This is a genomic window from Caballeronia sp. dw_19 (assembly GCF_018449515.1).
Classification (GTDB): domain Bacteria; phylum Pseudomonadota; class Gammaproteobacteria; order Burkholderiales; family Burkholderiaceae; genus Caballeronia.
In genome coordinates, this window is record NZ_JAAVUQ010000003.1 from 314,183 (window position 1) to 329,452 (window position 15,270).

Below are 15,270 nucleotides of genomic sequence, written 5' to 3' on the forward strand. Positions count from 1 at the left end.
CTTCGAATGCCACGCTGTTCACCCAAAGGCCGCACCAACCGATGTTGGCGCGGCCTTTGGCTTGGTGGGCGCGTGTTAATCGTGGGTGACCGTGGCCAATTGTGGTGAATCGGGCTTGCAGAAGATCGCGGTGATAAAAGGCGCGACGCGACGAATAACGGCGTCGCTGCCAGCCGCGCGAACTTTTTGCTTGACCGAATCTTCCCCGCCGATCACAACAGCGCCATAAGCCGAGTCGGCGATAGGATCGCCGTTGCCCTGCTTGAAAATCGCGTCATTTTTCTGGAACCCAACTACCGCGAACACGCCGAAGTCGAACGCGGTGAGATGACTATCGCGCGTTGGTTTAAACGCGTTGATTGAATTGGGCTCCACGCGCATGGGGGTCGTTTCTATCGCGTGATTTTCCTGAAGCGGCGCGATGAACGCGTGCGCGGTCGACTTGCAGTCGAGTTGAGCATCCAGCGCATAGGCCGAAGCTTGCGCGGACAGTACTGCAATGAGCATGAATAAGCCGATGCGGACGGCTGGTACGAGTGGCTTCATGTTTGTTTGTTCCAACCCACGCGCCCGTGAAGGACGCGACGTGAGTACGCACACGGCGTTGCGAAAAGCCTAGACTTTAGCGGGAAGCTGGAAAGTGCGCTTAAACAAGTGCTTAGAGCCCGTCTGGCGGGGCGCTGCGGGGGCCGTCACGCTCGCCCGACTGTGGAATCTGACGGCGAGTAATCCTCAGCAGAATTAAGGTGAGCTGTGCAAATGGGTTTGAGGCGTGCTTGAACTGCCCCGTCGCTAAGGATAGTTAAGCAAAATCAAGGTGCGTAAGGAGGCTTCAGCGCTGAAGGCCGCGAACACGCCGAATTTGCTCGGCGTGCTCAAGTTATTAAGGCGGCGTCCGGCGCGCGCGCGGCCCGATCGTACGCTCAGGCTACCGGGCCACAACCCCTTCAAGCCGCCGCCAACTCCGCCACCGTCCCGCGCCGCGTCCCTCTCCGATGCACGCATTTCCCCGCCGCATACGTCTCGAACACGGCGCGGTCGTCGCCGAGCATCGCGAACGCGAACAGCAGTTCTTCCAGCGATTCAGCCCGCGAAGTCCGGCGATCAAGCAGAGGCGTACCAGCCGGGTCCAGCACAACGAAATCCGCCTCGCTGCCGGGCTGCAGCGTCCCGACACGGTCCGCCATATCGAGCACTTGAGCCGCGCCCGTGGTCGCCAGCCAGAACATGCGCGCCGCGGTCAGATGGTGTCCCGTCAGACGCGCGATCTTGTGCGCTTCGCCCATGGTTTGCAGCATCGAAAACGTGGTGCCGCCGCCTACGTCGGTTGCAAGTGCCACTGGCATCTTCGCGGCGCCGGCCTTTTCTATATCGAACAAGCCGCTTCCCAGGAACAGATTCGATGTCGGGCAATGCGACGCCACCGCGCCGGTTTCAGCCATGCGCTGGCGGTCGGTATCGTCGAGATAGATGCAGTGGCCATACACCGCGCGCTGACGCAGCAAGTCGTAGTGATCGTAGATATCCAGATAGCTCCGATGACCCGGAAACAGGCTTTCGACCCACTTGATCTCGTCGGTGTTTTCGGCGACGTGGCTCTGGATATACACGTCCTGGTGCTTGCGCGCGAGCACGGCGCAGGCTTCGAGTTGCGCCTCCGTCGAAGTGGGCGCAAAACGCGGCGTCAGCGCGTATTCCTGCCGCCCGCGACCGTGCCAGCGCGCGATGAGTTCAGCGCTGTCGTCGTAGCCCGATTGCGCCGTGTCGCGCAGATACTCCGGACAGTTGCGATCCATCAGCACCTTGCCCGCGATCATGCGCAGGTTGCGTGACTCGCTTTCGCTGAAGAAGGCATCGGCGGATTGCTTGTGGACCGTGCAGTACACGAGCGCCGTGGTCGTGCCGCAGGCCAGCAGTTCATCGATGAAAAAGCTCGCCGTTTCCCGTGCGTACGCCGGGTCCTCGAACTTGCGTTCGGTCGGAAAGGTGTACGTGTTCAACCATGGCAACAGACCCGGCGCAGGCGAGGCGATCATGTCGGTCTGCGGATAGTGAATGTGCGAGTCGATGAAACCCGGCACGATCAACTTCTCCCGCAAGTCCTTAACGATTGCATCGGGCGCGATGGTCTCACGCAGCGCCGCATATGCGCCCGCTGCCACCACGCGGCCATCTTCCACCAGCAACAGGCCGTCGGTTTCATGCACGGCGTTGTCGTCGGAGAATGCGGGGTCGTCGCGGAACGTGAGTAGCTGTGCGCGGTAAGCGGTCTGAGTCATGGGTGAAACGTCTCCAGTAAAGCGGGTCAACGCCCTTATAGCTGTGTCAATAACAGCAACGACAGCGCGGCGACAATCCACATCGCCGGCTTGATTTCTTTTCTGCGGCCGGTGAACGACTTGATCACGACAAACGCGAGGAACCCATACGCTATTCCGTCGGTGATCGAATACGTCAGCGGGATCAGGATCATGGCGAGGAAGGCGGGAATGGCTTCGTCGAAGCGGCCCCATTCAATCTTCGTGATCGACTCCATCATGAACACGCCGACCAGCACCAGCGCGGGCGCGGTCGCAATGGCAGGCACCAGCGAAAGCAGCGGCGAGAGGAACAGGAAGGGCAGGAAACACAAACCGGCCACGACCGCGACCAGTCCCGTGCGGCCGCCCGCTGAAATGCCTGCTGCCGATTCGATGTACGCGTTTGCCGGGCTCGTGCCAAGCGGCGCGGAAACCAGCGCGGCGAAGGAATCGACCATCATCGACTGGCGGATATTGCGCGGGTTGCCGTCTTTATCGTAGAGCTTGCCGGCTTCCGAAATCGCCATGAACGTGGACAGCGCGTCAAAAAACGACGTGAACAGCATCACGAAAATAAACGGCCAGTAGATCACCTTCAGCGAGCCGAGCAGGTCCAGTTGGCCGACCGCCGAGAAGTCCGGCGCCGAGAACAAACCATTCCAGTTGACGAGCGTTTTCGTGGCAATGGCGGCGGGCCAGTAAGCGGTGCCGTCGCCCCAGAAGCGGCCGATGGGAATTGCGATCACGGTCGTGAAAATGATGCCGATCATCAACGCGCCGGTCATCTTTCGTGCAACCAGAATAGTGGTCACGGCGAGGCCGATCAGGAAGGTGATCACCACCGGATTCAGCGATGCCGAATGCACGATCGTCACGGGATCGCTGATGACAAACTTCGCGTTGACCAGTCCGATCAGGCTGATAAACAGGCCGATGCCACACGACACGGCATGACGCAGGTTCGCGGGAATCGCATCGACGACCAGCTTGCGCGCGTTGAACGCCGCTAGCACCGCGAAGATCACGCCGGCCCAGAACACGCAGCCGAGCGCGGTCTGCCACGGCATCTTGCCGCTGTGAACCATCACGAAAGCGAACAGCGCGTTCATGCCCATGCCGGGCGCAACCAGCACCGGGTTGCGCGCGTAGAGCCCCATCGCGCAACTGCCGAGGAAACTGACAATCACGGTGGCGGTCAGCGCGGCAGGGAAGGGGACGCCTGCCTGCGACAGAATCCCGGGATTGACGACGATGATGTACATCGCCGTGAGGAAGGTCGTGATGCCCGCAACAATCTCGGTTTTCGTGCGCGAACCCGCCGCGCGGATGCCGAAGAAACGCTCGAGCGTGGTTGTATCGTTGGTGATCGTAGCCATGGCGTTCTCGCTCATGCCGCCGCGTGCGAGTTGTGCCAATAGGCATCGAGTCTGGCTACCATCGCAACGCGTTCGGCGTCCGTCACGAACGACGCTTCCAGGCTGTTCTTCAGCAGCGTGTAACACTCGGCGTCATTGAGATTCAATGCATCGAGAATCGCGAAATAGTTGGCGTTCACGTAGCCGCCGAAATACGCGGGGTCGTCGGAGTTGATCATCACGGCCACGCCCTGATCCAGCAGCGCCTTGAGCGTGTGTTTCGCCATGTCGTCGAACACGCGCAGCTTCAGGTTCGACAGCGGGCAGACGGTCAATGCGATACGGGCATCGGCGAGACGGGCGACCAGCGCCGGGTCTTCCATGCTGCGCACACCATGATCCACGCGATCCACTTTCAACAGGTCGAGCGCTTCGTACACGTACGCGGGCGGCCCTTCCTCGCCTGCGTGCGCCACGAGCTTCAGACCTTTCTCGCGCGCCTTCGCGAACACGCGTTCGAACTTCGAAGGCGGATGGCCGCGTTCCGACGAATCCAGCCCGACACCAATCAGCCGGTGCCTGTATTGATCGAACAAAGGCAGCGCTTCATCGAACGTTTTAAGCGCGTCTTCTTCCGGCAAATGGCGCAGGAAACACAGGATCAGCTTGCTCGTCAAACCGCGACGCTCACCTTCAGCCAGCGCGCTTTCGATACCCGCGACCGCCGTCGCAATCGATACACCACGTTCGGTGTGCGTCTGCGGATCGAAGAAAATTTCGGTGTGCGTGACATGATCGGCGAGCGCGCGTTCAACGTATGCTAGGGTCATGTCGTGGAAATCGCGCTCGTGCAGCAGCACGCTCGCGCCCGCATAGTAGATGTCGAGAAACGATTGCAGGTCGGTGAACGCGTAGGCCGCGCGCAATGCGTCTATGGAGTCGTACGCGAGCGTCACGCCGTTGCGTTTGGCGAGTTCGAAGATCAGCTCGGGTTCGAGCGAACCTTCAATGTGAATGTGGAGTTCGGCCTTGGGCGCGCGGGCGATCTTGTCAGCGAGAGTGGGATTCATGCTTGTTTTGTGCTTTAAAAGGTCTGGATCACGCGGTTTGCGGATGCTGCGCCGAATTGTAGCTGTGCGCGGCGCGTTCCTCGACCTTCTGCAGCAACTGCGCTGCCACCGATACTGCTATCATTTCCGGCGCTTTATCGTCAATGCCGGGTACGCCGATCGGGCACGTCATGCGCTTGATCCGCATGGGGTCTATGCCCCGTGAAGTCAGTCGGCGCTCGAACAGCACCTTCTTCGTATGCGAGCCGATCATGCCGAAAAACGCAAAATCGCCGCGCCGGAGAATGCGTTCGGCGAGCGTCAGGTCGAGCGCGTGGTCGTGCGTCATCACGAGGAAATAGCTGTTGGCCGGTGCTTCGTCCACAGCGGCTTCCGGGATTCCGCTGGCGTCCATCGTGACATTGTCGGGGAGCCGGTCAATGGGCGGGAAGGTTTCATCGCGCTCGTCGACCCACACCACGCGGCACGGCAGATTCGCGAGCACCCTGACGATCGCCGCGCCCACATGGCCGGCACCGAACAGCACCACCGGAAACTCGCGCACTGCGATGGTTTCGGTCAGCAACGAACCGCTTTCGTCGAAACCCGCGCCGTCCCAGAGCAGGCAATCGGGGCCGGCTACGCCCGGTTCCGGGTCGGAGATCATCACGCTATCCGGGACCGGGCCGAAGCCGACGCTGCGCACCGTGGATAGTCCCTGCGCCATGCGTTTATTCAACGATGTGACCCAGCCGAGATCGCCTACATCCAGCCGCTCGAACGCCAGCACGACCGCGCCGCCGCAGCATTGACCGAGGCTTGGGCCGAGCGCGAAACGCTCGAGCCGCCGCATGTGCGGACTGCGCGCGCCGTCTTTGAGCACCTGTCGCGCGGTTTCAATCGCCTTCCATTCCAGATGGCCGCCGCCGATGGTGTGGCGTGCATCGTCACGCGTGACGATCATCTTCGTGCCCGCTTCGCGCGGCGCCGAGCCCTCCACGCGCGCGACCGTCACCAGCACGACGGCGTCGCCGTGTGCGAGAAGGTGTTGCAGATCGTGTAGCCAGGCTGGCATCGAACAGGCTCCGGTTTATTAGTTGACTGACACAGGCTGCGCGACGTCTGCGGCCGTTGGGGCGAGCGCTTTCACGGCCTGCGCGTCCAGTGCATTCAGGATCGATTCGGGTGTGGCCGGGGCGCGCAGTACGGGGGCATCGGTTGAATCAGGCGCGACCGACGCCACCGCGGCACGGATCGCCAGCAACACCGAAAAACCGAGCAGCAACGGCGGTTCGCCCACGGCTTTCGACAGGAACACGGTTGGCTCGACGTTCTGGTTATCGTAGAGCGCGATGTTCATCGCAGCGGGAATGTCGCTCACCGATGGAATCTTGTACGTCGACGGCGCGTGCGTCATCAGCCGGCCATCACGATTCCACCAGAGTTCTTCGGTTGTCAGCCAGCCCATGCCCTGGACAAAACCGCCTTCCACCTGGCCGATATCGAGCGCGGGATTGATCGACTGGCCCGCGTCGTGGAGGATGTCCGCGCGCAACAGCCGCCATTCGCCGGTCAGCGTATCCACGACCACTTCCGAGATCGCCGCGCCATACGCGAAGTAGTAGAAGGGCTGGCCGGTCAGCGTTTTCGAATCCCAGTTGACCTTGGGCGTGGCGTAAAAACCATCCGACCACAACTGCACGCGCGCCAGATAGGCCGCCCCGACCAATTGGTCGAAAGGCATCTGGCCGCCGTTCGACTCGACGACGCCATCGTGAAAACGCACGTCTTCCGCGCGTCCGCCGAGTTGCTTCGCGGCGAGTTCTGCAAGGCGTCCGCGAATGGTGAGCGCGGCGGCTTCGGCCGCCTTGCCGTTCAGGTCGCTGCCGGTGGATGCGGCCGTGGCCGACGTATTCGCGATCTTCGAGGTATCGGTGGCGGTCACCCGCACGCGCGACAACGGCACGCCCAGCGCATTCGCCACGACCTGCGCGACCTTGGTGTTCAGGCCCTGGCCCATCTCGGTGCCGCCGTGATTCACGAGCGCGGAGCCGTCTTTGTAGACATGCACGAGCGCGCCGGCCTGGTTCAGGAACGGCACGTTGAACGAGATGCCGAACTTGACCGGCGTGAACGCGATGCCGCGCTTGAGCACGGGACTCGCTTTATTGAACGAAGCAATCGCGTTGCGCCGCTGCACATAAGCACTCGATGCCAGCAGTTCGTCAGTTAGCGGCGCGATGATGTTGTCTTCCACGGTCTGGCCGTACGGCGTCACGTTGCGCTCGGTGATGCCGTAGTAATTCACGCGGCGGATATCGACGGGATCGCGTTTCAGCCGGTGCGCGATTTCATCCATCATGATTTCCATTACCAGCGCGCCTTGCGGACCGCCGAAGCCGCGAAACGCCGTGTTCGACTGCGTGTTGGTGCGGCAGCAGAGCGCGGTGATGTCGACGTCCTGCAGGTAATACGCGTTGTCGAAGTGACAGACGGCGCGCGTGGCCACCGCGCCCGACAAATCCGCTGAATAACCCGCGCGCAACGCAATTTCCACGCGCGCGCCTTGCAAGCGGCCGTCGTTATCGAAACCGGCTTCGTAGGTGTAGATCGCGTCGTGGCGTTTGCCGGTGATCATGAAGTCGTCGTCACGATCCGCGCGCAATTTCACCGGCCGATGCAGCAGATGCGCCGCCAGCGACGCGATGCACGCGAAGACGCCCGACTGCGATTCCTTGCCGCCAAACCCGCCGCCCATCCGGCGGCATTCGCAGATGACGTTATGCGTCGGCCAGTCGAGCATATGCGCGACCAGATGCTGCATTTCGCTCGGATGCTGTGTGGAACTGTAGACGAGCAAACCGTCGAGTTCCTTCGGAATGGCATACGCGATCTGCCCTTCGAGATAGAACTGTTCCTGGCCGCCAACCTCGAATTCGCCTTGCAGCCGATGCGCCGCCGACGCGATTTTTGTGTCTGGATCGCCGCGTTTCAGATGCAGTGGCGGCAGCACGAACTGCTGTTTCGCTTTCGCGTCGCGCGGCGTCAGGATGGCTTCGCGCGGTTCGTATCGGATCACTTCCTCGCTCTTTGCCAGCGCTGCCGCGCGGCGCGCGAGATCGTGCGTTTCCGCGATCACCACGAATACCGGTTGTCCTAAATACAGCACTTCATCTTTCGCGAGGATCGGGTCGTCATGGAGTACGGGACCGCAATTGTTCTCGCCGGGGATGTCGTCGGCGGTGAACACGGCGATCACGCCGGGCGCGGCCAGAACCAGATCGAGATTGATCGAGACAATGCGCGCATGCGCATGCCGCGACAGGCCGAGCGCCGCGTGCAGCGTGCCACGCAATTCGCCGATGTCATCAACGTAAGTCGCTTCGCCGCTGACATGCAGGGTCGCCGATTCGTGCGGCAAGCCGACACCGATCGCTGCGCGCTCCGGCTTGTTCGCGGCCGCGTGTAATGCAAGCGCGTCAGCGGCGGCACGGTCGATGTGATGTGGGTCGGTACGCTTGTTCATCGCGTGGTCCTTGGGGCTTGGTGTGGCGTCATGTCGCGTATTGCACATCGAACGCGAACGCGTTGACGTCGCGGAGCGCGAGCGGCGAATCCTCACGGGTCTCGAGGAAGAAACGCCACAGCACATTGCGCGCCACCTTGCTACGGTACGCGCTCGACGCCCGCATGTCCGTGAGCGGCTGGAAGTCGACGTCCAGCGCGCGCATGGCGGCTTGCACGTTCGCTTCGTTCCACTCTTCATTCACCAGCAAGGCTTCCGCATTCGATGCCCGCTTGGGCGTGGCAGCCATGCCGCCAAACGCGAAACGTGTGGTTACCACGCGGTTGCCGTCGAGCGTCACGGCGAACGCGGCGCACACAGCCGAGATGTCCTGGTCGTATCGCTTCGATATCTTGTAAGTCCGGAAGCGCAGTTTCGTCGATGGCAACGGCACGCGAATTCCCGCGACGAATTCGCCCGTTTCCAACGCGGATTTTTGATAGCCGAGATAGAAGGCATCGAGCGGCATCGTGCGGACCTTGGCGGCTTTCTGCAGCACGATTTGGGCATCAAGCGCAATCAGTGCCGGCATGGAATCGCCGATGGGCGAACCATTCGCCACGTTGCCGCCGAGCGTGCCGGCGTTGCGGATCGGCCGCGAAGCAAAGCGCGTCCACAATTCCGCCAGTTCCGGATACACAGCCGAGAGCGCGCCATATGAATCTTCCAGCGAGGCCGCTGCACCGATGCTCAGCCATTGGCCGTCGCGAGTGATCGACTTGAGGTCGTTCACATTGCCGATATACAGGACGTCGCCGAGATTGCGGAATTGCTTGGTGACCCACAGGCCGACGTCAGTGCTGCCGGCCAGGATGCGCGCGTCCGGATGGTCGGCGCGCAAGCGGGCGAATTCGGCGAGAGAGACGGGCGCGAAGAACGTCGGGTGGCCGAATGCGGCGCCGCGCGCGTCGGGCGCGGAGTATTCGAGCGTTTCCTTGCGCTGGATGGTGTCGAGCTGACGCTTGAGCGTGTCGCGATCAAGCGGCGCGCGAGGGTACTCGAACATTTTCTGCGACGCATCCACGATCGGCCGATAGCCCGTGCAGCGGCAGAGATTACCGGAGAGGGCAGCGTTGATTTCGTCCCGGGTGGGCAGGCCGGCGTCGGCGGGCTGATTCTGATACAGCGCCCACATCGACATCACGAAACCGGGCGTGCAGAAGCCGCATTGCGAGCCGTGGCAATCGACCATCGCTTGCTGGACCGGATGCAGCGTGCCGTCCCTGGCGCGCAGGTCTTCCACGGTAAAGAGCGCTCGGCCGTCAAGCGTAGGCATGAACTGGATGCAGGCATTGACGGCTTTGAGAACGGGTTGGCCATCTATATCGAGTTCGCCGATCACCACCGTACACGCACCGCAATCGCCTTCCGCGCATCCCTCTTTGGTACCGGTGCATTGGTCATGCTCGCGCAAATGCTGGAGCACCGTGCGGGAAGCGGGTACGTCGTGCACTTCGCGCACAGCGTTGCGCTGGAAGAACCGGATGGTTTGCGTTGTCATAAATAAGTCCGAGACATTGCGGATCGGGCGCGCGTTACGCGAGAATCGGCGTCGGATTCAAAAGAAACCAGGCCGAAAGCGCGCACGTGGATCGCCATCCAAAGATAACGATATCACCGCAATATCTCAAAAATATTCCGGCGAACGTATCAAGACTATGCGAAGAGCCGGATGAGGGTCGGCGGAAACAACGCCAGAACACCGAGGGATGGGACAGACCGCGATGAAGCGAGAGGAGACTTTTTGGGCCGTTGGTGTCGAAGTCCGGCGGACCGGATAACGGTGACAGACGTTCGTGCGCGGTGGCGCTACAAAAAAGCACGATTGGACAACAGCGTCTTTGGCAAGCCTGAGGCCGGCCATACAGCGCGGATCCCCAGTTCTTGCCGAAAGCGAGGGCAACTCGGCTAAGGTCTAAGGTCCGAACCGTACGCCATCCCCATTCAACCGGCGCGCAACCTGCGCTTGCCCCACAAACTGCCGGCGACGGCCAGGAAGATCACCGCAAACGCGATAAGGCCCCATTGCGGAAGCGAGAGTCCGAAAATGGGCGGATAGGGCGTCTCGCAAAGCCCTGCGACCTTGAAGACCTGAGGCAGCCACTTCGCGGGCGGAAGAGAATCCACGACGGGCTGGAGGGCATCGAACCCACAGCTGAATCCCGGATGCGCCTGCACATAAACGTGCCGTCCGGCTGCTACCACGCCCCCGAGAGCGGACAGCGCAACCAGCGTTTCGAGCAGCGCGATCCCGCTCCATCCCCGGAACGAAGCGCCGAGCAGGGCAAAGACCGCGATCAGCACGAAAAAGTAGCGTTGAATGATGCAAAGCGGGCAGGGATCTTCACCTTTGACGAACTGAAGATAGAGCGCTCCGCTCACGAGCCCGAGAGAGATCAAAGCGAGCAAGACCAGCAATCGTCGTTCGCGGCGAATCTCGCGCTCGTCGTGGTGCATGGTGAAATGGTTCAAGGAGTTGTTCATATTTTTCGAATTGTTCGAGAAAAAAACACCTGAAAGGGCACGTCCCGCGACGGAATTCTATCGCGATCCCTGCCCCAAGGCGGTTTCAGGCATGGCATGAACGGCTTAGCGCGTGGTTTCGAGTACGGCTTCCACGGCACGACCGATGGAGAGCAGCGTGTCGTCGCTGAACGGCGCCCCGGCCAGCATGAGGCCGACCGGCGCTTCGCCCCGCGGATGGCACGGCAGCGACAATGCGCAACTATCGAGGAAATTGAAAACAGAGGGGTTGCGCAGGATCAGCGCGTTGGTCCGGCCAAATGCTTCGTCATCGTGTTCGAGGTCGGCCACGCGCGGCGGCACGACCGGCACGGTCGGGCACACGATGGCGTCGAACCGCTGCCACAGCGCGCGCGCCTGCTCGATCATTACGGCGCGCGCCTGCAACAAGTCGATGTAATCAGCCGCGCTGGCGGGTTGGCCTTTCAGGATCCGGACGTGGACGCGGGGATCGTATTGATCGGCGTGTGCGTGCAGCAGTGGCCGATGCCATGCATAAGCCTCGACTGACGCGAAGCTGAATCGATTGACCTCGGCGAGTCGATCGAGCGGCGCGAAACGCACGTCTTCCACCAGCGCACCGGCCGCAGACAGATGTCCGATTGCCGCGGAGTAGGCACTGGCGACCGTTTCGTCGACACCGTCCATGACGTAGTTCGTCAGCACGCCAAGACGCACGCCGTCCAGTGGACGGGTCGCGGGTACGCCGGAGTCCCGGCCGGCCAGGATGCGGTCGACAAGCGCGCAGCACGCCACCGACAATCCGATCGGCCCGAACGAGTCGAGCGTGGTGGACAGCGGCACGCCGCCTTGCGTAGGTACGCGGGCAGCGGTTGGCTTGAAGCCGGTGAGCCCGCAGAGCGCGGCCGGGATGCGTATGGAGCCGCCGGTGTCGGTGCCGAGCGCGATGGCCGCCATGCCGTCGGCCACCGACGCCGCAGCGCCTGATGACGAGCCTCCGGCAATCCGCTCGTCGCCCGCTACATTGCTTCGATACGGCGAGTGCGGCGTTCCGTAGTGCGGGTTCAGCCCGAGCCCGGAGAACGCGAATTCGCTCATGTTGGTGCGCCCGACGATCACGCCGCCCGCCCGCCGCAGCCTGGCAACGGCGACGGCGTCGGCCTTTGCCGGCAGTGCGTCCGCCAGTACGCGCGAGCCGGCGCGTGTCACCTGGCCTTCGATATCGAAGAGATCCTTGACCGACACAGGAATGCCCGCCAGCGGCGAGAGGACGGTGCCCGCACGGCGCAACGCGTCGTGGGCGTCGGCGGCGGCGCGGGCGCGCTCTGCATCGACGTGCAGGAAGGAAACCGCTCCCTGCCCCGAAGGGTCGGCAATGCGTTCGAGCGCCTGCTCCACCAACTCGCGGCTGGTGGTTTTGCCGTCACGAAGCGCGGCGGCGAGTTGTGCGAGAGGCGCGAACTGAGACGAAGTGATGGGCATGATGTCGAGAGAAACCGGTGGCGTGGCGGGCTGTAAAAGGGGCTGCAAAAAGGGGCAAGGACGGGCGTTCTGCACAGAGCGCGAATGCGGCGCGGTGAGTGATCCGTTCGCACCGTGGCGTTGCTCATTGCCGTGCCGAAGGCCGCGATGAAACGCCTGATGTAACTTGCCCAAAAGTGGCTGTCATTCTAAGCCAGCCCAGTAATAAATACTCGACGCGGCGCGCGCGGCGCTCGATAAACCGGGCCCCTCGGCCATTCGGCTGATAGCGCCGTTACTGCTTCCTGCCTAAGCTTGGCGGGTTCCTGCAGGCGGTCTTTTGCAGCGGCAAACAACAGTCCTGTAAAAACCCAAGCGTTTGGGTTTACTTGCACGCAGCTAACGGATAGAGTGACTACATGCCAACGATTTTCCGCATCGGCGCTGCCCGCGTCGTGATTTATTTAAACGACCATCAACCTGCTCACGTGCATGTCCTTGATGGCAAGCAACACGCCATTTTCAACCTGCACTGTCCGGCCGGACCGCCGACCTTGCAAAAGAATCACGGTTTTTCGCACGTTGATGCAAATACCTTCGCTCGCCGGATGCAAAACGTAGTCGGCTCGCTGTGCACTGAATGGAAAACACTTCATGACTGCTTTTGTTGATATCACCGAACACCAGATGCGCGAAGCCGAAGAGCGGATGAGCAAGCACGTTGCCGAACATCCGGTTGCCCTGTCCGCCTCGTTTAATCCGGTGGACGGCAGGGTGGCTATCGAACTGTCGAATGGCGCGTTGTTCGCGATTCCCGCGCGGATTATTCAGGGTCTGGAAAATGCTTCGGACAGCGACCTGAATACGATCGAAATCACGGCGTCCGGCACGGGTCTGTATTTCCCCACCGTCGACGCCGACATTCTCGTGGCGCCGTTACTTGCTGGCGTGCTGGGGTCGCGATCGTTCATGGCCAGGCGGCTGGGCAAGGAGGGCGGGGCCAGCCGCAGCGAATCCAAAGCGGCCGCGGCCCGCGCGAACGGCGCGCGTGGCGGCCGGCCGCGCAAGGTCACGGTGGACAGCGAGGAGCGTGAGGGTGGTGCCGCGCTCACGAAGAAATAAGCTGCGGTTAATCACGTAACTTCGAACGTAACTTCGTGCGTAAAGCGAGCTTACGTGGCGCAGCGATGCATTCAAGGCGCGCGGTCCACCTCGGCGGGAATGTCTCCGCGGCTTATCGATCAGATCGTCCGTGAAAACCGCTGCCTGGCGTTCCCGGCGAGATACCGATCGAAGATCATCGCCACGTTACGCACGAGCAGGCGGCCGGCGGGGAGCACATCAATCCCATCGCGGTTCACCTTGACAAGGCCATCGGCTTCAAGCGATTTCAGGCGCTCCAGCTCACTGGCAAAAGCAGCGTCAAACCGGATCCCATAAGCCGCTTCGAACGCATCAAAGCGCAGCGAAAACTGACACATTATTTCGGTGATGATGTCGCGCCGCAGCCGATCATCGGCGCTTAGCTGCACGCCTCGTGCAATCGCGAGTTCACCGCGATCGATCGCAGCGGCGTAACCGGCCATGTCCTTGGCGTTTTGCGCGTAGACATCGCCGACCTTGCCAATGGAAGAAACCCCTAAACCGATCAGATCGCAATCCGCCTGGGTGCTGTAACCCTGAAAATTTCGATGCAGCGTGCCCGCTCGCTGCGCAACAGCGAGTTCATCGTGTGGCAGGGCAAAATGATCCATCCCGATATACACGTAACCCGCCTCGGTCAGTTTCTCGATAACCCGTTCCAGAATCGCCAGACGCACGGTTGGCGAGGGCAAGGTGGCTTCGTCCATTTGCCGCTGCATCTTGAAAATGCTCGGCATATGCGCGTAGCCAAACACGGAAAGCCGGTCGGGAGCGAGCGTGATAATCGTGTCGAGCGTGCGGCTAAAGCTCTCCACGTTCTGATGCGGCAAGCCATAGATCAGATCGACGCTGACCGATTTGAAACCCTCGGCCCGTGCCGCCGACATGACCGTCTGCGTGGTTTCGAGCGGCTGAACGCGATTGATCGCTTGCTGCACGCGCAGATCAAAGTCCTGCACGCCGAAGCTCAGCCGGTTGAAACCCAGATCGCGCAATACACCAATTGTTTCCGCCGATGCCTCGCGCGGATCGACTTCAATCGAATACTCGGCCTGCGCGTCGGGCAGCAAGCGAAACGACTCAGCGGTCGCGGTCATCAGCTCGGCCATTTCATCGTGGGATAAAAACGTCGGCGTGCCACCGCCCCAATGCAATTGCGAGACGGGGCGCGTCGTATCGAAACAGGCTGCCTGCAACGCAATTTCACGTTTCAGCCGATCAAGATACGGACGCGCGTGCGCACGATTTTTTGTAGCGATCTTGTTGCAGGCGCAATAGAAGCAGACGGTGTCGCAGAATGGAATATGGAAGTACAGCGAAAGATCCGCCGATGCCGCTCCCGGGTCCGCTGCGGCTCGATGGTAGTGGGCGGGATCGAAGGTGTCGGTGAACTGAACGGCGGTGGGATACGACGTGTAGCGCGGACCGGCCGCGTCGTATTTGGTGAGCAGATCGGGGCGAAAGAGGGACATTGCGGACAGACTTGAGGAGGGTGCTCCGAGTCTAGCCGACCCCTTCCCCTGGTTCTTGCGTGATAACGCCGCAGCCGTGCGGTGGCACAATGCCGGGTTGCCCCATTCGCCCCATTTGCCCAAACAGTACGAACCGATGTCTGCCGCCTCCCGCCCGAACTCCGTCCACGCGTGCCGCGAAAGCTGCGGTGCATGCTGTATCGCGCCATCGATTTCGAGCGCGATTCCCGGCATGCCCGACGGCAAGCCGGCCGGTGTGCGTTGCGTCCAGCTCGGCGCGGATCTGCGCTGTGCGATTTTCGGCGATCCGCGCAGGCCGGCCTGTTGCTCGGGCTTGCAGCCATCGGCGTCCATGTGCGGCGACACGCGTGCCTACGCGCTGGCCTGGCTCACGCAACTCGAAATCGATACGCAACCTGAGCGCGCCTAGCCGGTCGAATC

At 61.7% G+C, this 15,270-nt stretch carries 13 protein-coding genes; 3 read left to right on the top strand and 10 right to left on the bottom strand.

Features of this window, described 5'->3' with window-relative positions:
- Nucleotides 1-75 precede the first annotated feature (75 nt).
- The 9 genes from HB376_RS06220 to HB376_RS06260 all read right to left on the bottom strand — a co-directional run bounded on the left by HB376_RS06220 (nucleotide 76) and on the right by HB376_RS06260 (nucleotide 12,235).
- On the bottom strand, nucleotides 76-546 hold the full coding sequence (locus HB376_RS06220; RefSeq protein ID WP_213762544.1) for a hypothetical protein: 471 nt from the start codon (nucleotides 544-546) through the stop codon (nucleotides 76-78).
- Between the two features lie 401 nt (nucleotides 547-947).
- The gene (gene guaD, locus HB376_RS06225; protein WP_213762545.1) at nucleotides 948-2,279 is read right to left on the bottom strand and encodes a guanine deaminase; all 1,332 of its coding nucleotides are present in this window, start codon (nucleotides 2,277-2,279) and stop codon (nucleotides 948-950) included.
- Nucleotides 2,280-2,314: 35 nt separating this feature from the next.
- Nucleotides 2,315-3,676, bottom strand: coding sequence for an NCS2 family permease (locus tag HB376_RS06230; protein WP_255631180.1), 1,362 nt, complete (start codon nucleotides 3,674-3,676; stop codon nucleotides 2,315-2,317).
- 11 nt (nucleotides 3,677-3,687) lie between these two features.
- Nucleotides 3,688-4,725: an adenosine deaminase gene (locus HB376_RS06235; RefSeq protein WP_213762547.1), complete on the bottom strand. Its 1,038-nt coding sequence runs from the start codon at nucleotides 4,723-4,725 to the stop codon at nucleotides 3,688-3,690.
- Between the two features lie 28 nt (nucleotides 4,726-4,753).
- On the bottom strand, nucleotides 4,754-5,779 hold the full coding sequence (gene xdhC / locus HB376_RS06240) for a xanthine dehydrogenase accessory protein XdhC (RefSeq protein WP_213762548.1): 1,026 nt from the start codon (nucleotides 5,777-5,779) through the stop codon (nucleotides 4,754-4,756).
- Between the two features lie 18 nt (nucleotides 5,780-5,797).
- Nucleotides 5,798-8,230, bottom strand: a complete 2,433-nt coding sequence (xdhB, locus tag HB376_RS06245; protein WP_213762549.1) for a xanthine dehydrogenase molybdopterin binding subunit — start codon at nucleotides 8,228-8,230, stop codon at nucleotides 5,798-5,800.
- Nucleotides 8,231-8,258: 28 nt separating this feature from the next.
- A complete protein-coding gene (xdhA, locus tag HB376_RS06250; protein ID WP_213762550.1) occupies nucleotides 8,259-9,770 on the bottom strand; it encodes a xanthine dehydrogenase small subunit in 1,512 nt (503 codons plus the stop codon).
- A 443-nt stretch (nucleotides 9,771-10,213) separates the two neighbouring features.
- Complete coding sequence (locus tag HB376_RS06255; protein ID WP_213762650.1) at nucleotides 10,214-10,726, bottom strand: disulfide bond formation protein B; 513 nt, start codon at nucleotides 10,724-10,726, stop codon at nucleotides 10,214-10,216.
- 132 nt (nucleotides 10,727-10,858) lie between these two features.
- Nucleotides 10,859-12,235, bottom strand: coding sequence for an amidase (locus tag HB376_RS06260; RefSeq protein ID WP_213762551.1), 1,377 nt, complete (start codon nucleotides 12,233-12,235; stop codon nucleotides 10,859-10,861).
- 398 nt (nucleotides 12,236-12,633) lie between these two features.
- Here HB376_RS06260 and HB376_RS06265 point away from each other — a divergent pair, with 398 nt between their 5' ends.
- Both HB376_RS06265 and HB376_RS06270 read left to right on the top strand, forming a co-directional pair.
- The gene (locus tag HB376_RS06265) at nucleotides 12,634-12,885 is read left to right on the top strand and encodes a DUF4160 domain-containing protein (RefSeq protein ID WP_158936452.1); all 252 of its coding nucleotides are present in this window, start codon (nucleotides 12,634-12,636) and stop codon (nucleotides 12,883-12,885) included.
- On the top strand, nucleotides 12,869-13,336 hold the full coding sequence (locus HB376_RS06270; RefSeq protein WP_213762552.1) for a DUF2442 domain-containing protein: 468 nt from the start codon (nucleotides 12,869-12,871) through the stop codon (nucleotides 13,334-13,336). The genes HB376_RS06265 and HB376_RS06270 overlap by 17 nt, the downstream gene beginning before the upstream one ends.
- A gap of 119 nt (nucleotides 13,337-13,455) precedes the next feature.
- Here the strand turns inward: HB376_RS06270 and hemN are convergent, their stop codons facing one another.
- Nucleotides 13,456-14,829 carry an oxygen-independent coproporphyrinogen III oxidase gene (hemN, locus tag HB376_RS06275; RefSeq protein WP_213762553.1) on the bottom strand — a complete coding sequence of 458 codons (1,374 nt, stop codon included), beginning with the start codon at nucleotides 14,827-14,829 and terminating at the stop codon, nucleotides 13,456-13,458.
- Nucleotides 14,830-14,965: 136 nt separating this feature from the next.
- Between hemN and HB376_RS06280 the strand changes: the two genes are divergently transcribed.
- A complete protein-coding gene (locus HB376_RS06280) occupies nucleotides 14,966-15,259 on the top strand; it encodes a YkgJ family cysteine cluster protein (RefSeq protein ID WP_213762554.1) in 294 nt (97 codons plus the stop codon).
- Nucleotides 15,260-15,270 lie beyond the last annotated feature (11 nt).